The sequence below is a fragment of the Sphingomonas cannabina genome (assembly GCF_021391395.1).
GTDB lineage: Bacteria > Pseudomonadota > Alphaproteobacteria > Sphingomonadales > Sphingomonadaceae > Sphingomonas > Sphingomonas cannabina.
In genome coordinates this window covers 3860737-3880773 of the sequence record NZ_CP090059.1, presented here as the reverse complement: position 1 = coordinate 3880773, position 20037 = coordinate 3860737, and the positions used below count along the sequence as shown (strand labels likewise).

The following is a 20037-nucleotide window of genomic DNA, read 5'->3' as shown; positions in this document are numbered from 1 at the left end:
GGGAAAGGGCCGCCGCTTCGGTGAAGAAGCGACGACCCTTTTGAAGCTTCCTTGCGGAGAATGCGATCAGGCGACCTGCGTTTCCGGCATCGCCACCACCTGATCCTCCGGATCGCGCAGCACATAGCCGCGGCCCCAGACGGTCTCGATGTAGTTCTCGCCGTCGGTCGCCATGCTGAGCTTCTTGCGCAGCTTGCAGATGAAGACGTCGATGATCTTGAGCTCCGGCTCGTCCATGCCGCCGTAGAGATGGTTGAGGAACATCTCCTTGGTCAGCGTGGTACCCTTGCGGAGCGACAGCAGCTCCAGCATCGCATATTCCTTGCCGGTCAGGTGCACGCGGGCGCCGTCGACCTCGACGGTCTTGGCGTCCAGGTTCACCGCCAGCTTGCCGGTGCGGATCACCGACTGCGAATGGCCCTTCGACCGGCGCACCACGGCATGGATGCGCGCGATCAGCTCCTCGCGGTGGAACGGCTTGGTGACATAGTCGTCGGCGCCGAAGCCGAACGAGCGCACCTTGCTGTCCATCTCGCTGACGCCCGACAGGATCAGCACCGGCGTCTGCACGCGCGCGACGCGCAGCTTCTTGAGCACGTCATAGCCGTGCATGTCCGGCAGGTTGAGGTCGAGCAGGATGATGTCGTAGTCGTAGAGCTTGCCGAGATCCAAGCCTTCCTCGCCCAGATCGGTCGTGTAGACGTTGAAGCCCTCGGTGTTGAGCATGAGCTCGATCGCCTTCGCGGTCGTCGGCTCGTCTTCGATCAGCAGCACGCGCATCCGTTGGTCCCCTTGCCCGGACGACAACGGCCCCCCTCGGCCGCTGCGCATTGAGGCGAAGCATTAACCTAAGCGTGTCTGAAGGCAAAAGGTTAATTTCCCCCTAACCGGAGTTAACCGGCGAGTCGCGGGGTGCTGAGCGGGGCGGCGCACAATGTCCTGAACACCGTCGCGAAATGCTCGATCAGCGCCTCGACGCGCGCCGGGCGAAGCGCGCTCGGCGGCGTCAGCAGGTGGAGCGCGATGCCCATCGTCGCCCAGTCCGGCAGGATCTCGACCAGCGTCCCGCGCGCAAGGTCCTCGTCGACGATGAAATCCGGTAGCCGCGCGATGCCGAGGCCCGCGCGCAGGGTCGGCAGCATCGCGTCGCCGCTGTCGGTGAGAAGGGGGCCGTGCGGGCGCACCGCCGCTTCCTCGCCGTCGGCCTTGCGGAAATGCCACAGGTTCGGCTGGGCGAGATTGGCATAGCGCAGGCACAGATGTTCGCCGAGCTCAGCCGGGTGGCGCGGCGTGCCGTGCTTCTCGAGATAGGAGGGCGCCACCACCGTCCGTCCGGCGATCGGCGCCAGCCGGCGGGCGCGTAGCGAACTGTCCGGCAGGTCGGCGATGCGCAGCGCGATGTCGAATCCCTCGGCGACGATATCGACCTTGGCGTCGGACAGGCGAAGATCGATCTCCACCGCCGGATAGGCCGCGAGGAAATCGGCGACCGCCTTGGCCACATAGCGGATGCCGAACGCCAGCGGCGCCGCCACGCGGATCAGCCCGGCCGGTGCGGTGGCGGCATCGTGCGCCGCCTCCTCGGCCGCCTGCGCCTCGGCGAGGATGCGCTGGGCGCGTTCGGCGAGCGCCCTGCCGCTCTCGGTCAGCGACAGCCGGCGCGAGGTGCGGTGGAACAAGGTCGTGCCGAGCGACGCCTCCAGCCGCGCCACCGCCTTGGAGACGGTCGCCTTGCTGACGCCGATCGCCTCGGCCGCGGCGCTGAACGAGCGGTGCTCGACGACACAGGCGAACACCGCCCAGGCTTCGAAATCGGGAAGGCGCATCGCCAGGCTCCTTTCGTCATGCTGACGAAAGTCAGCATCCAGGGTCAAACGCCGGGTCGCCTGTGACTCTGGATCCCGGATCAAGTCCGGGATGACGTTTCACTACCTTCTGCCCAGGGCGGAAACAATCCGTTTCCAACGTTTCCATTTACGCGATCCAGGCCTCGCCTATCTTGCCGGCAACCAAGGGAGATTTGCGATGACCACCACCACCGCGGCCAGGATCGAACGGCGTCCGTTCGACAGCCTGGGTCATGCCGACCATGGTTGGCTCAACGCCCGCCATCACTTCAGCTTCGCCAATTATTACGATCCCAAGCGCGAGAGCTGGGGCGCGATCCGCGTATGGAACGACGACGAGATCGCCCCGAACTCCGGCTTCCCGCCGCATCCGCATCGCGACATGGAGATCATCACCTATGTCCGCAAAGGCGCGATCACCCATCAGGATTCGATGGGCAACCAGGGCCGCACGGGCGCGGGCGACGTCCAGGTGATGAGCGCGGGCACGGGCGTGCGCCATGCCGAATATAATCTGGAAGGCGAGACGACGACGCTGTTCCAGATCTGGATCGAGCCGAAGCGCGCGGGCGGCCAGCCCTCCTGGGGCGCCAAGCCTTTCCCCAAGGGCGATCGCTCCGGCCGGTTCGTGACGCTTGCTTCGGGCTTCGCCGACGATGAGGGCGCGCTGCCGATCCGGGCCGATGCCCGCGTGCTCGGCGCGACGCTCAAGGCTGGCGAGAGCGTGACCCACAACGTCGGCGAGGGGCGCCATGCCTATCTCGTCCCCGCCGTGGGCGCGATCGAGATCGAGGGAACCCGCTTCGAGGCCCGCGACGGCGCGGCGCTGTCGGGCGGCCAGACCGTCACCATCACCGCGATCGAGGACGCCGAGATCGTCCTGGTCGACGCCGAATAATCCGCAATGCCGTCGTGCCCGGCCGGTGCCGGCACGGCGGCTTCTTTCAAGGGAGCACGTCACATGCCCAAGGTCCTGGTTCTCTATTATTCCTCCTACGGCCACATCGAGCAGATGGCCGAAGCGGTCGCCGAGGGCGCACGCGGCGCCGGCGCCGAGGTCGACATCAAGCGCGTGCCGGAAACGGCGCCGCAGGCGGTGGTCGAGGCGGCGCATTTCAAGACTAATAGCCCTCATCCGGTGATCGAGGGTCCCGACGCGCTCAAGGCCTATGACGCGATCATCGTCGGCGCGCCGACCCGCTTCGGCCGCATGGCGAGCCAGATGGCGGCGTTCTGGGACACCGCCGGTGGCCTGTGGGCGACTGGCGCGCTGCACGGCAAGGTCGCCGGCGCCTTCACCTCGACCGCGACCCAGCATGGTGGGCAGGAGACGACGCTGTTCTCGATCATCACCAACCTGCTGCACTTCGGGCTCACCATCGTCGGCCTCGACTATGGTCACGCCGGGCAGATGGACATCAGCGAGATCGTTGGCGGCGCCCCCTATGGCGCGACCACCGTCGCCGGCGGCGACGGCAGCCGCCAGCCGAGTGCCAAGGACCTCGACGGCGCCCGCTACCAGGGCCGTCGCATCGCCGAGGTCGCGGCCAAGCTGACCGCGTAACCTGCTCCCGCCCGGTCCCGTACCCTCGCGGGACCGGGAATCGGGGAGGGTCCGGCTCCCCCCTCCGCAAGCCCTCCCCGAACCCCTCCCGCTTGCGGGAGGGGATATGTATAGCGGGCCGATGCTAGCGGACCGCATCCTCTTCCTCGATGGCGAGGCGATCGTGCTCGACAAGCCTGCGGGCCTGCCGGTCGACCGCCCGCGCGATCGCTCGCCCAGCGTCGAATCGATGGCGGACGAGCTGACCTTCGGCTTCCGCCGCCTGCCGGTCGCGGTGCATCGGCTCGACCGCGACACCTCCGGCTGCCTGCTGCTCGCGCGCAATCCGGGCGCGGTGAAACGCTTCGGCCAGGCGTTCGAGGCTGGACAGGTGACGAAGCGCTATCTCGCGGTGCTGGAGGGCGTGCCGGAACGTGGGGAGGGTGTGATCGACCTGCCGCTCGCCAAGGTGAGTACGCGCGAGGCCGGCTGGCGAATGACGGGCAGTCCCAACGGCAAGAAGGCCGTGACGCGCTGGCGCACGGTCACCGTCCGCGATGATCGCGCGCTGGTCGAGTTCCTGCCCGAGACGGGCCGCACCCACCAGCTCCGCGTCCATGCCGCGGAGGGGCTGGGGCTGCCGATCGTCGGGGACCGCGTCTACGGCCGCGACGGTCCCTACTTGCTGCTCCACGCCGCGGAGATTCGTCTACCCCGACCGGGCAAGCCCGACGTCCATGCCGAGGCGCCCTTGCCGGCCCGTTTCGAGGGCTTCGCCGATGGTGGCTGAGGAGCGAATCGCCGACGCGATCGTCGAGGAGAAGTTCCTCGCCGCTTCCGGTCCCGGCGGGCAGAACGTCAACAAGGTCGCGACCGCGGTGCAGCTGCGCGTCGACGTGTTCCGCCTCGGCCTGCCGCCCCACGCCTATCAGCGCCTGAAGCAGCTCGCCGGCACCCGCATGACCGCGGGCGGCGAGCTGGTCATCACCGCGCGCCGCTTCCGTACCCAGGACGCCAACCGCGAGGACGCCCGCGCCCGCCTCGCCGAGCTGATCGCCGAAGCGCACGTCCGCCAGGCCAAGCGGGTGAAGACCAAGCCCAGCAAGGCCGCGAAGGCGCGCCGCGTCGACGAGAAGAAGGGGCGCAGCGCGGTGAAGGCGGGACGGGGGAAGGTGCGGCTGGATTAGCCCTAAAATTCGTCATGCCGGACTTGTTCCGGCATCCACGGCGCCGCACATGCAACGCTCGATCCGTGAGCAGTGCGCCTGCGGTAGATGGACCCCGGCACAACGCCGGGTGACGGGGAAGAACAAGCAATGTACGAATTCGCCATTGCCGCCGGCAGCAAGACCGAGCTCTACCGCGATCTCGAAACCGCGCTCGACGCGCTCACCGCGGACGAGCCGGATGCGATCGCCAACATGGCCAATGCCGCCGCGCTGATCTGGCAGTATCTGCCCGACCTCAACTGGGCCGGCTTCTATCGCGCGGTCGACGGCGAGCTGGTGCTGGGCCCGTTCCAGGGCAAGCCAGCCTGCATCCGCATTCCCATGGGCAAGGGCGTATGTGGCACCGCCGCCCAAACCCGCGAGACGCAACTGGTGGAGGACGTCCACGCCTTCCCCGGCCATATCGCCTGCGATGCCGCCAGCCGTTCCGAGCTGGTGGTGCCGATCGTCCACCAGGGCGAGCTGCTGGGTGTCCTGGATCTGGACAGCCCGTCGCCCGCGCGCTTCGATGCCGGCGACGCGGCCGGCTGCGAGGCGCTGGTGCGCCTGCTCGCACCCCGGATGGTCTGACCCTAAACGGGACAGTCGTTAACCATCCATCGCCGTCGCCCCTGCGGCGGCGATGGCTTACACTCCGGCCAGGGATTAACCGTGGCTGCCGGGTGGGGAGGCTGGCGCCAGCAGGGGAGACGCTTTGACGATGCGTGCCTATTGGATCGCAGCCGCCGCAGTCGCCGCAATCGCCGTCGCCGCGCCCGCCGAGGCGCAGCGGGCGCCGCGCGGCCAGTGGAGCGGTCCGCCGCGGACGACGCCGATGCCGGCGCGGCCGCAGGGCTGGCACGGCGGCAACTGGAACCGGCCGCGCCCGATGCCGGGGCACCACCGCTGGGGCGGTCGCGTCAACGGCCGCTGGTATGCCGGCGTCTATGCGCCCGGCGGCTGGGGGGCCTATCGCCGGCCGGTGCGCGGCTGGGTGCTGCCGCGCTACTGGTTCGCGCCGACCTTCTACGTCACCGACTTCGCGACCTATGGCCTCGGCGCGCCGCCCTATGGCTACAACTGGGTGCGCTATTACGACGATGCCGTGCTCGTCGACGGCTATGGCCGCGTCCAGGACAGCGTCGGCGGGATCGACTGGGACCGCTACGACGGCGACCAGGCCTATCCCGACGAGGGCTATGCCTATGACGAGGGTTATGAACCCGGTGCACCCTATCCGCCACCTCCGCCTCCCGAGCGTCGCGACGATGGCGTCGGCGGTGCGGTGATCGGCGGCGTGGTGGGCGGCGTCGCCGGCAATGTGATCGCAGGACATGGCGACAAGCTCGGCGGCACGCTGCTGGGGGCCGGGGTCGGCGCGCTCGCGGGTGGCCTGATCGACAAGGCCGAGGACGATCATCGTCGGCGCCGCGACCTGCCACCGCCACCGCCACCGCCTTATGGCGCACCTTATCCCGAGCCAGGCTATCCCGGGGGGGCGTATCCGCCTCCGCCGGTGGTGTACGCACCGCCGGCGGAGGTGGTGCAGCCGGCGCCCTATTACGGCGGACATCACGTCTACGCCGGCGGCGCCCAGCCCTACACGACGGTGGTGCCCGGCCCCTATGGCAGCGTCACCACGGTGACGGTGATCCCGGCGGTGACGACCACCACGACCACCACCGAATATGTCTATGAGGCCGCGCCGGTGCGCACCTACCGCAAGGTCGTGCGCAGAGCCGCTTGCAAGTGCAAGTACCTGCGACGTTGATCCGTTAGAGGGCGGGCCGTTTTCTCCTTTCCGGCCCAGCCCCACCGCCGGGCGCGCTCAGGGGGCAGCGCGCCCGGCGAACGTCACCAGGCTCTCGGCCCCACCCTCCGCCACCGCCGACACGCCGACGAACACGTCGTCGACGATCACGTCCTTGAGCTTGGTTCCCGTCTCGCCGCCCGCGACGTCGACGGCACGTTGCCAGTCCTGCGCATCGTTGCGGCGGACATGGACGCGGTAGCGCGCGGCGCCCGCGACCGGCTTCCACCGGACGTCGGTATCGCTCGACAGCGCGCCGCCGATCACCACCTCCTCCGGTGCCGAAGGGGCTCCCGCCAGTCGCGCGATCGTCGCGACGTTGATCGCCGTCACCTTGGCCAGATAGGGGAAGTCCATCTTGTCGACGGTATCGCCGTACGCGATGCCGTTCTCGGTGCGCAGGTTCTGGTGCTGCTGGGTGTAGTTCTCGATCCCCACCGAAAAGCGCACCGCCGGATAGCCGAGCTTCAGGAACGGCTCATGATCGCCGCCGCGCCCGAAGCGATCGGGCCGGCGGACCAGGAACGCGTCGAGCCCGCCCGGCAAGGTCGCCGCGACTCCGTCGATCGCCTTGGCCAGCGCGCGGCTGGGACCGTCGTCCTCGCCGCCGTTGCCGCGCCGGGCGCGCTGGGCGGGCAGGTCCTCCGCCGTCCTGATGCCTTCGGAGAAGACGCGCACCCGGTCCGCGACTCGCTGGCCGTTCTGGCCGATGGTGTTGCCGACGATGTCGTTGTTGAGCACCGCGTCGACCTTCCATCCGCGCGCCTTGGTGGTCTCGGCGAGCAATTGCCCACCGAACAGCCCCTGCTCCTCGCCGGATAGGGCGGCGTAGATGATCGTTGCCCGAAACTTCTCCTTGGAGAGGATGCGCGCCGCCTCCAGCACCAGCGCGACGCCCGAGGCATCGTCGTTGGCGCCGGGCGCGTCGCTGGTGGCATCCATCACGTCGCTGACGCGGCTGTCGATATGGCCCTGGACGATGACGACGCGCCCGGGCTCGCTGCCCTGCTGCACGCCGAGCACGTCGACGATGTTGACCCCGTCCGGCGCGCGGGGGCCGGTGAAGACCTTCTCGATAGTCTCCACATGCAGGCAGCCGCCGCAGCCCTTGCCGATCCGCTCGAACTCTCCTGCCGCCCAGCGCCGCGCGGCGCCGATCCCGCGCCTGGGATCGGTGGAGGATGAGAGCGTGTGGCGCGTGCCGAAGCTCACCAGCTTCTCGACGGAGGCCTTGAGCCGTTCCGGACTCGGCGCCTCGCGCGCGGCGGCGGGGAAGGGAAGGAGCGCGGCGGCGATGAGGACGATCCGCATCGCCTCAGCTCACCCGGTCGATGGCTTCGCGGTCCAGTGAGCCGGGGATGATCATCACCGGCACCGGCAGCTTGCCGGCATCCGCACCGGCGAAATGGGTGACGAGCGGCCCCGGCGCCCCGCTCGCGGCGGCGCCCAGCACCAGTGCGGCGATGTCGGGCGTGCTGGCGATCATCTCGCGCACGATCTTGGGCCCGTCGCCCTGCTTGACCACGATCGAAGGCACCACCCCCGATTCGTCGAGCAATGTCCCCGCGGCGCCGGCGACCAGCGCCTCGGCATGAAGTCGCGCCTCTTCCTCGATCGTTGCCTGGACGCCGCCCCATTGCACGAACTCGGCCGGCGGGATCAGCGCCAGGATCAGCACGTTGCCTCCGGTCTTGACCGCGCGCCGCGCCGCGAACCGCAACGCCGCCTCGGCTTCCGGGCTGTCGTCGACCACCACCAGATAGGTGCGCATGATCCTTCTCCCCCGTCTCAGGCGTTACGTGGCGCGGGTCGACTGTTCGCGCAAGTCTTGACCCGGAGCGGGTCGGGCGCAAAGGAGGCCCCGCCCCCAGGAGAAAGAAGAGTCACTCATGGCGATCGAACTCAAGATGCCCGCTTTGTCCCCGACCATGGAGGAGGGCACGCTTGCCAAGTGGCTCGTCAAGGAAGGCGACACGGTCAAGTCCGGCGACATCATGGCCGAGATCGAGACCGACAAGGCGACGATGGAGTTCGAGGCGGTCGACGAGGGTACGATCGCCAAGATCGTCGTCCCCGAGGGGACCGATGGCGTCAAGGTCGGCGCGGTGATCGCGATCCTGGCCGAGGAAGGCGAGGATGCCTCCGCCGCGGCATCGGCCTCGCCCGCGCCGGCGGCTGCTCCCGCCAAGGAGGAGGCCAAGGCGCCCGAACCCAAGGCCGAGGAGGCTCCGAAGCCGGCTCCTGCCGCAACCGAATCGAAACCGGCACCCGCTCCCGCCGCATCGGGCGATCGCGTGAAGGCCAGCCCGCTCGCCCGCCGTATCGCCGCGGACAAGGGCATCGATCTCGCCACCGTCGCCGGCTCCGGCCCCAACGGCCGCATCGTCAAGGCCGACGTCGAGGGCGCCAAGCCCGGCGCCGCTACCGCCGCCAAGCCCGCCGAGGCGCCGGCCGCTGCCGCCGCGACTCCCGCCGCCGCGCCTGCCGAGCACAAGCCGGTCTGGTATGACGAGACCATCCCGCACGAGGTCGAGAAGCTCTCCAACATCCGCAAGACGATCGCGCGCCGCCTGACCGAGGCCAAGCAGACGATCCCGCACATCTACCTGACGGTGGACATCCGCCTCGATGCGCTGCTCAAGCTGCGCGGCGAGCTCAACAAGGCACTCGAGCCGCGCGGGGTGAAGCTGTCGGTCAACGACCTGCTGATCAAGGCGCTCGGCGTCGCGCTGGTTCAGGTGCCGAAGTGCAACGTCACCTTCCTCGGCAACGAGATGGTCAGCTACCAGCGCGCCGACGTCTCGGTCGCGGTGTCGACGCCGTCGGGCCTCATCACCCCGATCATCCGCGACGCCGCCAATGCCGGCCTTGCCTCCATCTCGACGCAGATGAAGGAGCTCGCCGGCCGCGCGAAGGAAGGCAAGCTCAAGCCCGAGGAATATCAGGGCGGCACCGCCAGCCTGTCGAACATGGGCATGTACGGCATCAAGCAGTTCGAGGCGGTGATCAATCCGCCGCAGGGCATGATCATGGCGATCGGCGCCGGCGAGAAGCGGCCGTACATCGTCGACGACGCGCTCGGCGTCGCCACCGTCATGTCGGCGACCGGCAGCTTCGACCATCGCGCGATCGACGGCGCCGACGGGGCCGAACTGATGAAGGTGTTCAAGGAGCTGGTCGAGGCTCCGCTGGCGTTCGTCGCCTGAGACGGCGTCCGGTGCCGGTCCTCCGTACCCTCATCGAGCTTCTCCACATCGCCGCGGGGCTGATGGCGACCGCGCTGATCACCGCGGTCGGCGCCTGGGCCTATCCGCTCGGGGGCGACACTATCCGTCTGGTCGGCTGGTGCGCCGGCGTCGCGGTGGTGTTGATGGGCATCGGCCCGCTGCGCCGTGCCTGGACGATCGACCGCGGAGGCCGCGACGATGACCGCAAGTGACTCCGCCGCGCCGCCGTTGGACGAGCCGACGATTCGCGTGGTCGCGATGCCGGCCGACGCCAACCCCTACGGCGACATCTTCGGCGGCTGGCTGCTGAGCCAGATGGACCTTGCCGCCGGATCGGTCGCCAGCCGCCATTGCGGCGGCCGCGCGGTCACGATCGCGCTCGACGGCATGGAGTTCCTCAATCCGGTGTTCGTCGGCGATGAGGTGTCGGTGTTCGCCCGGCTGGTGAAGACCGGCCGCACCTCGATGACGATCGACGTCGAAGCCTGGCGCCGCCACCGCCACGAGCGCAACCATCACAAGGTGACGCAGGCGCACTTCACCTTCGTCGCCATCGACGCCGATCGCCGCCCCCGCGAGGTGCCGCCCTTGGCGGACGCCGGCGCGTAACCACATTCCTCCCGAAAGGACCTCCCCAGTGGCTGATACCTACGATCTCATCGTCCTCGGCTCCGGCCCCGGCGGCTATGTCGCGGCGATCCGCGCGGCGCAGCTCGGGCTCAAGACGGCGATCGTCGAGCGCGAGCTGCTGGGCGGCATCTGCCTCAACTGGGGCTGTATCCCGACCAAGGCGCTGCTGCGCTCGGCCGAGATCTTCCACTATATGCAGCACGCCAAGGATTACGGCTTGGTCGCTGACAAGATCAGTGCCGACCTGGAGGCGGTGGTGAAGCGCTCGCGCGGGGTCGCCAAGCAGCTCAATCAGGGCGTCACGCACCTGATGAAGAAGAACAAGATCGACGTCCACATGGGCGAGGGCAAGCTGACCGGAAAGGGCAAGCTCTCCGTCACCAAGGACGGCAAGACCACCGAGCTCACCGCTAAGAACATCATCGTCGCCACCGGCGCCCGCGCGCGCGACCTGCCGTTCGCCAAGGCCGACGGCAAACGCATCTGGACCTACCGCCATGCGCTGACGCCCGCCGAGATGCCGTCCAAGCTGCTGGTGATCGGCTCCGGCGCGATCGGGATCGAGTTCGCGAGCTTCTACAAGGACCTTGGTGCCGACGTGACCGTGGTCGAGATGCTCGACCGCCTGGTCCCGGTCGAGGACGCTGACGTCTCCGCCTTCCTCGAGAAGCAGCTCAAGAAGCAGGGCATGACGATCATGACCGGCGCCGGCGTCGAGAAGCTCGACGTGACCGACAAGGGCGTGAAGGCATCGATCAAGGGCAAGGACGGTAAGGTAACCGAGGGCGAGTTCAGCCATGTCATCGTCGCGATCGGCATCGTCCCCAACACCGAGAACATCGGCCTGGAGGCGCTCGGCGTGAAGACCGAGCGCGGCCACATCGTCACCGACGGCGCCTGCAAGACCAATGTCGACGGCCTCTACGCGATCGGCGACGTGACCGCGCCGCCATGGCTCGCGCACAAGGCCAGCCACGAGGGCGTGATCGCCGTCGAGTCGATCGCCGGCAAGCACCCGCACGCGATGGACCCGAAGAACATCCCCGGCTGCACCTATTGCCGCCCGCAGATCGCGTCGGTCGGCCTCACCGAGGCCAAGGCCAGGGAAGCGGGCTACGAGGTCAAGGTCGGCCAGTTCCCCTTCATCGGCAACGGCAAGGCGATCGCGCTCGGCGAGGCGGAGGGCTTCGTGAAGACGGTGTTCGACGCCAAGACCGGCGAGCTGCTGGGCGCGCACATGATCGGCGCCGAGGTCACCGAGCTGATCCAGGGCTACACCATCGGCAAGACCGGCGAGCTGACCGAGGCCGAGCTGATCGAGACGGTGTTCCCGCACCCGACGCTCAGCGAGATGATGCACGAGGGCGTGCTCGCGGCCTACGGACGCGTGCTGCATATCTGAGCGAGCATATGCGAGTGCGGCGCGGATTGGTCTTGTGGTTCAATCCCGGGAATGCCGTTCTTGGACTATTGTTTTTCGCGGCCTTTACGGCGGGATCTGCATGGATTGCGTTCGACCTCTATCGTCATCCTGATCAGATCCTGCCGGACCGCGCGGCGTGGATGGCACTCGGACATGGCCTAGCCGGCATGGTCGCCGGCTCGACCCTGGCCTTGCTCTGCCTTCGTTATACCATCGCGATGGTGCGCCGGCTTACGACCGATAAGCCGGCGATTCGGCAAACCGAGGAAGGCGTTCAAATACACGGTCTTTTCGGTGTCGGTCGGAATGTGCCTTTGAACGAGATAGTTTCCGTTAAGGTACGTCGCATCGACCTCGGCGTCTGGTCGATCCTTCTATGGGGGAGCAAATCATATGAACTATCGCTCGTTCTGAGCGGAACGACGTGGCTGGGAACGAAGCGTAAGCTCACGTTGCCCTCAGGTGCGGTTTTCGGTGGTCTGCCGGAGCTCTGCCGCTTTGCCGAAAGCTTGGATCGCAGGGTTTCACCGGAGTATTATCGGCAAGTGGACGCAAACTCCGCCAGCAGTGGCTGATATTGCTCCATCGGCGGGAACTTCTCGAAGCTGTGCGGCGCATCCACCCGCGCCCAGGGCAGCGCCTCGCTTGTATAGTTCTCGATGAACGGCGTGAACCAGCTCGGATCGTCGAGCATGGTCGCGCGGACGTTGACGAAGCCGGTCGCCGGCTCGAAGGTCGTGAACAGCCAGCTCTTGCAGCGGTCGCAATGCTGGTGGTGCAGCCGTTCGCCGTGGAGGCCGCCGATCACCGTCTCGCCCTCGGTCACGGCGAACCCGTCCTGGGGCACCGCCAGCGTGGTCGAATAGGCGCTCGCCGTCATCCGCTGGCAGCCGGTGCAGTGGCAGACGGCGGTGAACAGCGGCGGCATGCTCACGCGGAAGCGGACCGCGCCGCAGCGGCAGCCGCCGTCCCAGGGGAGAGCAGGGAGTGGCATCGCGAACTCCTTCGGTTGCCGATTTGGACTAGCAGCCCGCGCGCCGCTCGGCCAAGCTGATTGCGTGACAAGGAGGATGTCGATGAAATCACCGTTCGCTGCCGTTGCCGCGCTCGTCCTCGTCGCCGGCTGCACGCCCGGGACCGAGAACGCGACCGAAGCCGCCAACGACAGCCCGATCGCCAACATCATCGCGCCCAGGCCCGAGCCGTCCAAGTCGCCCGACCAGACGTTCGTCGACAGCGTGGCGTCGCTCAACGCCTATATCGCGGGCGCGGGCTCGCTCGCCGAGCAGAAGGGGACGAGCGCCAGGGTCAAAGCGTTCGGCAAGAAGCTGATGCTCGATCGCACCCAGTCGACGATGAAGCTCAAGCTCGCCGCTGCCACACAGCCGGACCTGCTGATCGACGCGTCGCTCGACGACGAGCAGAACGACAACATCGCGACGCTGCAGAAGGCGAACGGCGCCGCGTTCGACACGGCGCTCAAGGCGCAGATGGTCGTCGCGCTGACCAAGCTCGAGGCCCTGCTCAAGGAACGCTACCTCGCGAACGAAGGCGATCCCGAGCTCAAGAGCTTCGCGAGCTACGGCGCGCCGCCCGTCCGGGCCAATCTCGCTGCCGCCAAGGCGCTCTGATCCGTCAGGCGACGAGCTGCGTCTCTTCGATCTCTGCCTTGGCCGTGCTCGCCAGCAGCGCCGGCGCGGCGGGCGTCAGCGTGAGCGAGGTCACGCGGCGCAGCGCGCCGTCGATCTGGCCGCCGCTCTCGATGGTGATCATCTCATATTCGATGTCGCCGGCGATTCGCGCCGTGCGCTCGACGAGGAGCTGGCGGACACGCACCGCACCTTCGATGCTGCCGCCGATGCGTGCGGTTTCGGCAGTGACGCCGCCGTGGATCGCGCTATCGGTGCCCTGGGTCAGCGCGCCGCACACGACGTCGCCTTCGACTCGCCCGTCGACATGCAGGTCGGCCGCCGCGACGATGTTGCCGGTGACCGTCACGTCCGGGCCGATCACGGAGAACAGGCCGCTGCCCGCCGCGGCGCGCTTGCCGTTCCCGTTTGCAGGCTGCGAGGAAGACGGCGCAGACTCGCGGCCGCGGTTCGACGAATTGAACATGTGGCTCACCCCCGTTCGGCAATCGATGCCGAGTCTCGTTCTAGCAGGCGGCGGGGTTCGGCGGCAGTCGGGAATCGACGAAGCGAGCAGGGCGGTACGTGGCTCTCGCGCGCCCATTGACCGCTCACCGCGCCATCGCTATAGGCCCGCTCCGTTCCGCGTGGGGAATGCCGGCTTTCGGCTGCGCTTTCGTTCATCCGCGGGGCAAGCAATGAACGTTGTCGGACGTTGGGCCCGGGGGGCTGCTTTGGCTTCCCCTGGCCTTTGCCGTTTGCGGCACCGACAAAGTAACCGCCGGACTGTTCCGGCAAGATAAGGTGAAGGGCTTCATGCCGACGATCAACCAGCTGGTCCGCAAGGGCCGCGACCCGCAGAAGGCCAAGTCGAAGGTCCCTGCGATGGAACAGAACCCGCAGAAGCGCGGTGTCTGCACCCGCGTCTATACCACGACCCCGAAGAAGCCGAACTCGGCGCTGCGTAAGGTGGCCAAGGTCCGCCTGACCAACCAGCGCGAGGTCATCAGCTACATTCCGGGCGAGGGCCACAACCTGCAGGAGCACTCGGTGGTGCTCATCCGCGGCGGCCGTGTGCGCGACCTTCCGGGCGTGCGCTACCACGTGCTGCGCGGTGTGCTCGACACGCAGGGCGTCAAGGACCGCCGGCAGTCGCGCTCGAAGTACGGCGCCAAGCGTCCGAAGTAATCACAGCCAGAGTAAGCGCCGGACGGGTTCCGGGTTCGCTGAAGATCAAGAAGGAAATCTGAGATGGCTCGTCGTCGTCGTCCCGAGAAGCGGGAAATCCTGCCTGATCCCAAGTTCGGGGATGAGGTGCTTTCGAAGTTCATGAACAGCGTGATGCTCGACGGCAAGAAGTCCGTCGCGGAGAACATCGTCTATGGCGCGCTCGACACCGTCGAGGCGCGCGCCAAGAAGGATCCGCTGGGCGTGTTCCATGATGCGCTCAACAATGTGAAGCCGGGCATCGAGGTCCGCAGCCGCCGCGTCGGCGGTGCGACCTACCAGGTGCCGGTCGAGGTCCGTCCGGAGCGCGCGCAGGCGCTAGCGATCCGCTGGCTGATCGCCGCGGCGCGCAACCGCAGCGAGCACACCATGGCGGCGCGCCTGTCGGGCGAGCTGCTCGACGCCTCGAACAACCGCGGCAACGCGGTGAAGAAGCGCGAGGACACGCACCGCATGGCCGAGGCGAACCGCGCCTTCAGCCACTACCGCTGGTAATCTCTGCCACCCGTCGGCTCCGGCCGGCGGGTAGCGCTGGTAATTTTCTTACCTACATATGGGGAGCCCGGATCGTCCGGCTCCCCACATCGCTAAGGAACTCAGGTCATGGCCCGCAGCCATCCGCTCGAACGCTATCGTAACATCGGCATCATGGCGCACATCGATGCCGGCAAGACGACGACGACCGAGCGCATCCTCTACTACACCGGCAAGTCCTACAAGATCGGCGAGGTCCATGAGGGCACCGCGACGATGGACTGGATGGAGCAGGAGCAGGAGCGCGGGATCACGATCACGTCGGCGGCGACCACCTGCAAGTGGCGCGCCGAAGAGGGCAAGGGCGAAGAGCACCTGATCAACATCATCGACACGCCGGGTCACGTCGACTTCACCATCGAGGTCGAGCGTTCGCTGCGCGTGCTCGACGGTGCGGTCGCCTGCTTCGACGGCGTCGCAGGCGTGGAGCCGCAGTCGGAGACGGTGTGGCGCCAGGCCGAGAAGTATCACGTGCCGCGCATGTGCTTCGTCAACAAGCTCGACCGCACCGGTGCGAGCTTCGAGCGTTGCGTCGAGATGATCAAGGACCGCCTCGGCGCGCGTCCGGCGGTGCTGTATCTCCCGATCGGCATCGAGGGCGGTTTCAAGGGTCTGGTCGACCTGGTCGAGAACCGCGCGATCATCTGGCTCGAGGAGAGCCTGGGCGCGAAGTTCGAATATCAGGACATCCCGGACGACATGAAGGATGCCGCCGCGGCTGCGCGCAACGAGCTCATCGAGCTCGCCGTCGAGCAGGACGATGCGGTGATGGAGAAGTTCTTCGAGGGCGAGGAGCCCGACGCGAAGACGCTCAAGAAGCTGATCCGCAAGGGTACGCTCAACTTCTCGTTCGTGCCGGTGCTGTGCGGCTCGGCGTTCAAGAACAAGGGCGTTCAGCCCCTGCTCGACGCGGTGGTCGACTTCCTGCCGAGCCCGCTCGACATTCCCGACGTGCAGGGCGTGAAGCTCGACGGCGAGACCCCGGATTCGCGTCCGGCCGCCGACAATGCGCCGTTGTCGCTGCTCGCGTTCAAGATCATGAACGATCCGTTCGTCGGCTCGCTCACCTTCGCCCGCATCTATTCGGGCACCCTCACCAAGGGTCAGTATCTGAACTCGGTGAAGGACAAGAAGGAGAAGATCGGCCGTATGCTCCTCATGCACGCGAACTCGCGTGAGGACATCGAGGAAGCGCGCGCCGGCGACATCGTCGCGATCGCGGGCCTCAAGGAGACCACGACCGGCGACACGCTGTGCGATCCGGCCAACCCGATCATCCTCGAGCGGATGGAATTCCCCGAGCCGGTGATCGAGCTGTCGGTGGAGCCGAAGACCAAGGCCGACCAGGAGAAGATGGGCATCGCGCTCAACCGCCTGGCCGCCGAGGACCCGTCGTTCCGCGTCTCGACCGACCACGAATCGGGCCAGACCATCATCAAGGGGATGGGCGAGCTCCACCTCGAGATCCTGGTCGACCGCATGAAGCGCGAGTTCAAGGTCGAGGCCAACGTCGGCGCGCCGCAGGTCGCCTATCGCGAGTATCTCGCGAAGCAGGTCGACATCGACTACACCCACAAGAAGCAGTCGGGCGGCTCGGGCCAGTTCGGCCGCGTCAAGGTGACGGTGATCCCCGGCGAGCGTGGCTCGGGCTTCCAGTTCTTCGACGAGATCAAGGGCGGCAACATCCCGCGCGAGTATATCCCGTCGGTGGAGAAGGGCTTCCGCGAGACCGCCGAGACCGGTCACCTGATCGGCTTCCCGATCATCGACTTCGAGGTGCACCTGACCGACGGTGCCTACCACGACGTCGACTCGTCGGCGCTGGCGTTCGAGATCTGCGCCCGCGGCGCGATGCGCGAGGCGGCGGCGAAGGCAGGCATCAAGCTGCTCGAGCCGATCATGAAGGTCGAGGTGGTGACGCCGGAGGATTACCTCGGCGACGTCATCGGCGACATGAACTCGCGCCGTGGCCAGATCCAGGGCACCGACACGCGCGGCAACGCGCAGGCGGTGACCGCGATGGTGCCGCTCGCGAACATGTTCGGCTATGTGAACCAGCTCCGTTCTTTCACCCAGGGGCGCGCGAACTACTCGATGCAGTTCTCGCACTATGACGAAGTGCCGCAGAATGTTGCGGACGAGGTCAAGGCGAAGCTGGCGTAACAGCAAACATGCCGCTATGGGGCCGCGTTCTCGCGAGTCCCATCAGCGGTCCGGGAAATTTGATCAGAAGGTAGGGAAACAATGGCGAAGGCAAAGTTTGAGCGGACCAAGCCGCACCTCAACATCGGCACCATCGGCCACGTCGATCACGGCAAGACGTCGCTGACCGCCGCGATCACGAAGGTCCTGGCCGAGACGGGCGGCGCGACGTTCGTCGACTACGCCAACATCGACAAGGCGCCGGAAGAGCGTGAGCGCGGCATCACCATCTCGACCGCGCACGTCGAGTATGAGACCGACAAGCGCCACTATGCGCACGTCGACTGCCCGGGCCACGCCGACTACGTCAAGAACATGATCACCGGTGCCGCCCAGATGGACGGCGCGATCCTGGTCGTGTCGGCGACCGACGGCCCGATGCCGCAGACCCGCGAGCACATCCTGCTCGCCCGTCAGGTCGGCGTGCCGGCGATGGTCGTGTTCATGAACAAGGTCGACCTGGTCGACGATCCCGAGATCCTCGAGCTCGTCGAGCTCGAGATCCGCGAGCTGCTCAGCTCGTACGAGTTCCCGGGCGACGACATTCCGATCATCAAGGGTTCGGCGGTCAAGGCGCTCGACGGCAGCAACGACGAGATCGGCAAGAAGGCCGTGCTCGAGCTGATGGCGCAGGTTGACGAGTACATCCCGCAGCCGGAGCGTCCGCTCGACAAGCCGTTCATGATGCCGATCGAGGACGTGTTCTCGATCTCGGGCCGCGGCACCGTGGTGACCGGCCGCGTCGAGACCGGCATCGTCAAGGTCGGCGAGGAAGTCGAGATCGTCGGCATCACCGACACCCGCAAGACCACCGTCACCGGCGTCGAGATGTTCCGCAAGCTGCTCGATTCGGGCGAGGCCGGCGACAACATCGGCGCGCTGCTGCGCGGCATCGGCCGTGACGAGGTCGAGCGTGGCCAGGTTCTGGCCAAGCCGGGCTCGATCACCCCGCACACCGACTTCCAGTCGGAGGTGTACGTGCTGTCGAAGGAGGAGGGTGGCCGTCACACGCCGTTCTTCGCCAACTATCGTCCGCAGTTCTACTTCCGTACCACGGACGTCACCGGCACCGTCGAGCTGCCGGCCGGCACCGAGATGGTCATGCCGGGCGACAACGTCGCGCTGGGCGTCAAGCTGATCGCCCCGATCGCGATGGACGTCGGCCAGCGCTTCACCATCCGCGAGGGTGGCCGCACCGTCGGTGCGGGTGTCGTCAGCGGCATCTCGAAGTAAGCTGAAAATAAAAGCGCCGCCCGGCACTCCGAAAGAGTGTCGGGCGGTTGCTTTTTTACGGGGGCACCTGTAAGGGCCCGCCTCCAGTTTGAGTTTGAACCAGCAAGAGCCCCGGCAGCGGGGCCCGCTCTTTCGCATCGGTAGGGACATGGAAACGCAGAATATCCGCATTCGCCTGAAGGCGTTCGATCACCGCGTGCTCGATCAGGCGACCGGCGAGATCGCCGACACCGCCCGCCGCACCGGCGCGCTCATCCGTGGCCCCATCCCGCTTCCGACGAAGATCGAGAAGTTCACGGTCAACCGTGGTCCCCACATCGACAAGAAGTCGCGCGAGCAGTTCGAGGTGCGCACCTACAAGCGCATGCTCGACATCGTGCAGCCGACCGCCAACACGGTCGATGCGCTGATGAAGCTCGACCTCGCGGCCGGCGTTGACGTCGAGATCAAGCTCGCGTAAGGCGCCGCCTCACACGAGATTCGTGTCGCGGCCATGAGTCGCTGACGCTCCCTTCCTCGACTGGCCCTGGGCCGACGTAAGGAAGGGTCGAGGGACCAAACCCCTCACAGACATAGAGATACCGCCGGAGTTCGCTCCGGGCCGCGTCTCCCGTCGCGTTCCTTGTCATGAGGAACATTCAGCCCGGACGGGGGCGCGCATCATTTTTGGGCTGAGGTTGGGTCCCATCGAAGTAATACTTCGATGGGTGCCCGTCACGCACCCGCGGAATCATCCGTCGGGTGCCTCTGTATGGGAGCAATGGATCATGCGCACTGGCGTGATCGCGAAGAAGATGGGGATGACCCGCCTGTTCCAGGACGATGGCCGCCATGTGCCGGTCACCGTCCTGCAGCTCGAGGCGTTGCAGGTCGTCGCCCGCCGCGAAACCGATCGTGACGGCTATACCGCCGTCCAGCTTGGCGCGGGCAGCGCCAAGGCCAAGAACGTCGCCAAGCCGCAGCGCGGCCACTTCGGCAAGGCCGAGGTCGAGCCCAAGGCGAAGGTCGTCGAATTCCGCGTGACCGAGGACAACCTCCTCGACGTCGGCGCCGAGATTTCGGCCGATCACTTCGTCGCCGGCCAGCTGGTCGACGTCCAGGGCGTGACCCAGGGCAAGGGCTTCGCCGGCGCGATGAAGCGCTGGGGCTTCGGCGGTCTGCGCGCGACCCACGGCGTGTCGGTCTCGCACCGTTCGCATGGTTCGACCGGCAACCGTCAGGATCCGGGCCGCGTCTTCAAGAACAAGAAGATGGCCGGCCACATGGGCGCGCGCAATCGCACCCAGCAGAACCTCGAGATCGTCTCGACCGACGTCGAGCGCGGCCTGATCTTCGTCAAGGGCTCGGTGCCCGGCTCGAAGGGCGGCTGGCTGCTCGTCAAGGACGCGGTCAAGGTCCCGGCCCACAAGGACGCGCCGTATCCGGCGGGCCTGAAGGCCGTCGCCAACAACAACCAGGCTCCGGCCGAGACGCCCGCGGAAGCGCCGGCGGCTCCCGAGGCCACCGAAGGCCAGGAGGGCTGAAC

24 protein-coding genes are annotated in these 20037 nt (G+C 67.3%); 18 read left to right on the top strand and 6 right to left on the bottom strand.

Annotated features, from left to right (window positions below; all coding sequences use genetic code 11):
* Positions 1 to 66 precede the first annotated feature (66 nt).
* A complete protein-coding gene (gene ctrA / locus LZK98_RS18295; protein ID WP_233783945.1) occupies positions 67 to 780 on the bottom strand; it encodes a response regulator transcription factor CtrA in 714 nt (237 codons plus the stop codon).
* A gap of 113 nt (positions 781 to 893) precedes the next feature.
* Positions 894 to 1826 carry a LysR family transcriptional regulator gene (locus LZK98_RS18290; protein WP_233783944.1) on the bottom strand — a complete coding sequence of 311 codons (933 nt, stop codon included), beginning with the start codon at positions 1824 to 1826 and terminating at the stop codon, positions 894 to 896.
* Positions 1827 to 2025: 199 nt separating this feature from the next.
* On the opposite strand from LZK98_RS18290, the gene LZK98_RS18285 reads away from it, so the two are divergent.
* The 6 genes from LZK98_RS18285 to LZK98_RS18260 all read left to right on the top strand — a co-directional run bounded on the left by LZK98_RS18285 (position 2026) and on the right by LZK98_RS18260 (position 6369).
* A complete protein-coding gene (locus LZK98_RS18285; RefSeq protein ID WP_233783943.1) occupies positions 2026 to 2745 on the top strand; it encodes a pirin family protein in 720 nt (239 codons plus the stop codon).
* Between the two features lie 63 nt (positions 2746 to 2808).
* Complete coding sequence (gene wrbA / locus LZK98_RS18280; protein ID WP_233783942.1) at positions 2809 to 3411, top strand: NAD(P)H:quinone oxidoreductase; 603 nt, start codon at positions 2809 to 2811, stop codon at positions 3409 to 3411.
* 121 nt (positions 3412 to 3532) lie between these two features.
* Entirely contained in the window at positions 3533 to 4180 is a 648-nt protein-coding gene (locus LZK98_RS18275; RefSeq protein ID WP_233783941.1) for an RluA family pseudouridine synthase, read from the top strand.
* Positions 4173 to 4577 carry an alternative ribosome rescue aminoacyl-tRNA hydrolase ArfB gene (arfB, locus tag LZK98_RS18270; RefSeq protein ID WP_406693485.1) on the top strand — a complete coding sequence of 135 codons (405 nt, stop codon included), beginning with the start codon at positions 4173 to 4175 and terminating at the stop codon, positions 4575 to 4577. The genes LZK98_RS18275 and arfB overlap by 8 nt, the downstream gene beginning before the upstream one ends.
* A 129-nt stretch (positions 4578 to 4706) precedes the next feature.
* On the top strand, positions 4707 to 5189 hold the full coding sequence (locus LZK98_RS18265) for a GAF domain-containing protein (protein ID WP_233783939.1): 483 nt from the start codon (positions 4707 to 4709) through the stop codon (positions 5187 to 5189).
* A 130-nt stretch (positions 5190 to 5319) separates the two neighbouring features.
* A complete protein-coding gene (locus tag LZK98_RS18260; protein WP_233783938.1) occupies positions 5320 to 6369 on the top strand; it encodes an RcnB family protein in 1050 nt (349 codons plus the stop codon).
* A gap of 57 nt (positions 6370 to 6426) precedes the next feature.
* On the opposite strand, the gene LZK98_RS18255 is transcribed toward LZK98_RS18260, so the two are convergent.
* Positions 6427 to 7719, bottom strand: coding sequence for a M28 family metallopeptidase (locus LZK98_RS18255; protein WP_233783937.1), 1293 nt, complete (start codon positions 7717 to 7719; stop codon positions 6427 to 6429).
* A gap of 4 nt (positions 7720 to 7723) precedes the next feature.
* A complete protein-coding gene (locus LZK98_RS18250) occupies positions 7724 to 8179 on the bottom strand; it encodes a universal stress protein (RefSeq protein ID WP_233783936.1) in 456 nt (151 codons plus the stop codon).
* A 118-nt stretch (positions 8180 to 8297) separates the two neighbouring features.
* Here LZK98_RS18250 and LZK98_RS18245 point away from each other — a divergent pair, with 118 nt between their 5' ends.
* Genes LZK98_RS18245 through LZK98_RS18225 form a run of 5 tightly spaced genes read left to right on the top strand, consistent with a single transcriptional unit; the run spans position 8298 to position 12263 of the window.
* Entirely contained in the window at positions 8298 to 9614 is a 1317-nt protein-coding gene (locus LZK98_RS18245) for a pyruvate dehydrogenase complex dihydrolipoamide acetyltransferase (protein ID WP_233783935.1), read from the top strand.
* 11 nt (positions 9615 to 9625) lie between these two features.
* A complete protein-coding gene (locus LZK98_RS18240; protein ID WP_233783934.1) occupies positions 9626 to 9847 on the top strand; it encodes a hypothetical protein in 222 nt (73 codons plus the stop codon).
* Positions 9834 to 10244, top strand: coding sequence for an acyl-CoA thioesterase (locus tag LZK98_RS18235; RefSeq protein ID WP_233783933.1), 411 nt, complete (start codon positions 9834 to 9836; stop codon positions 10242 to 10244). Before LZK98_RS18240 ends, LZK98_RS18235 begins: the two co-directional genes overlap by 14 nt.
* A gap of 28 nt (positions 10245 to 10272) precedes the next feature.
* The gene (gene lpdA, locus LZK98_RS18230) at positions 10273 to 11667 is read left to right on the top strand and encodes a dihydrolipoyl dehydrogenase (protein WP_233783932.1); all 1395 of its coding nucleotides are present in this window, start codon (positions 10273 to 10275) and stop codon (positions 11665 to 11667) included.
* Between the two features lie 32 nt (positions 11668 to 11699).
* On the top strand, positions 11700 to 12263 hold the full coding sequence (locus LZK98_RS18225; protein WP_233783931.1) for a hypothetical protein: 564 nt from the start codon (positions 11700 to 11702) through the stop codon (positions 12261 to 12263).
* On the opposite strand, the gene LZK98_RS18220 is transcribed toward LZK98_RS18225, so the two are convergent.
* Positions 12224 to 12682 carry a GFA family protein gene (locus LZK98_RS18220; protein WP_233783930.1) on the bottom strand — a complete coding sequence of 153 codons (459 nt, stop codon included), beginning with the start codon at positions 12680 to 12682 and terminating at the stop codon, positions 12224 to 12226. The genes LZK98_RS18225 and LZK98_RS18220 overlap by 40 nt on opposite strands.
* An 82-nt stretch (positions 12683 to 12764) precedes the next feature.
* Between LZK98_RS18220 and LZK98_RS18215 the strand changes: the two genes are divergently transcribed.
* On the top strand, positions 12765 to 13319 hold the full coding sequence (locus LZK98_RS18215; RefSeq protein ID WP_233783929.1) for a DUF4142 domain-containing protein: 555 nt from the start codon (positions 12765 to 12767) through the stop codon (positions 13317 to 13319).
* A gap of 4 nt (positions 13320 to 13323) precedes the next feature.
* On the opposite strand, the gene LZK98_RS18210 is transcribed toward LZK98_RS18215, so the two are convergent.
* Complete coding sequence (locus tag LZK98_RS18210) at positions 13324 to 13803, bottom strand: bactofilin family protein (RefSeq protein ID WP_233783928.1); 480 nt, start codon at positions 13801 to 13803, stop codon at positions 13324 to 13326.
* Between the two features lie 329 nt (positions 13804 to 14132).
* On the opposite strand from LZK98_RS18210, the gene rpsL reads away from it, so the two are divergent.
* From rpsL to rplC, 6 genes are all read left to right on the top strand, one after another.
* Entirely contained in the window at positions 14133 to 14504 is a 372-nt protein-coding gene (gene rpsL / locus LZK98_RS18205; protein ID WP_019516007.1) for a 30S ribosomal protein S12, read from the top strand.
* A 63-nt stretch (positions 14505 to 14567) separates the two neighbouring features.
* Positions 14568 to 15038, top strand: coding sequence for a 30S ribosomal protein S7 (gene rpsG / locus LZK98_RS18200; RefSeq protein WP_233783927.1), 471 nt, complete (start codon positions 14568 to 14570; stop codon positions 15036 to 15038).
* A 108-nt stretch (positions 15039 to 15146) separates the two neighbouring features.
* The gene (gene fusA, locus LZK98_RS18195) at positions 15147 to 17240 is read left to right on the top strand and encodes an elongation factor G (RefSeq protein WP_233783926.1); all 2094 of its coding nucleotides are present in this window, start codon (positions 15147 to 15149) and stop codon (positions 17238 to 17240) included.
* A gap of 81 nt (positions 17241 to 17321) precedes the next feature.
* Positions 17322 to 18512 (top strand): elongation factor Tu, encoded by a 1191-nt coding sequence (gene tuf / locus LZK98_RS18190; protein ID WP_233783925.1) that lies wholly within the window; start codon positions 17322 to 17324, stop codon positions 18510 to 18512.
* 148 nt (positions 18513 to 18660) lie between these two features.
* The gene (gene rpsJ / locus LZK98_RS18185; protein WP_233783924.1) at positions 18661 to 18972 is read left to right on the top strand and encodes a 30S ribosomal protein S10; all 312 of its coding nucleotides are present in this window, start codon (positions 18661 to 18663) and stop codon (positions 18970 to 18972) included.
* A 307-nt stretch (positions 18973 to 19279) separates the two neighbouring features.
* The gene (gene rplC, locus LZK98_RS18180; RefSeq protein ID WP_233783923.1) at positions 19280 to 20035 is read left to right on the top strand and encodes a 50S ribosomal protein L3; all 756 of its coding nucleotides are present in this window, start codon (positions 19280 to 19282) and stop codon (positions 20033 to 20035) included.
* The last annotated feature ends 2 nt before the right edge of the window (positions 20036 to 20037 follow it).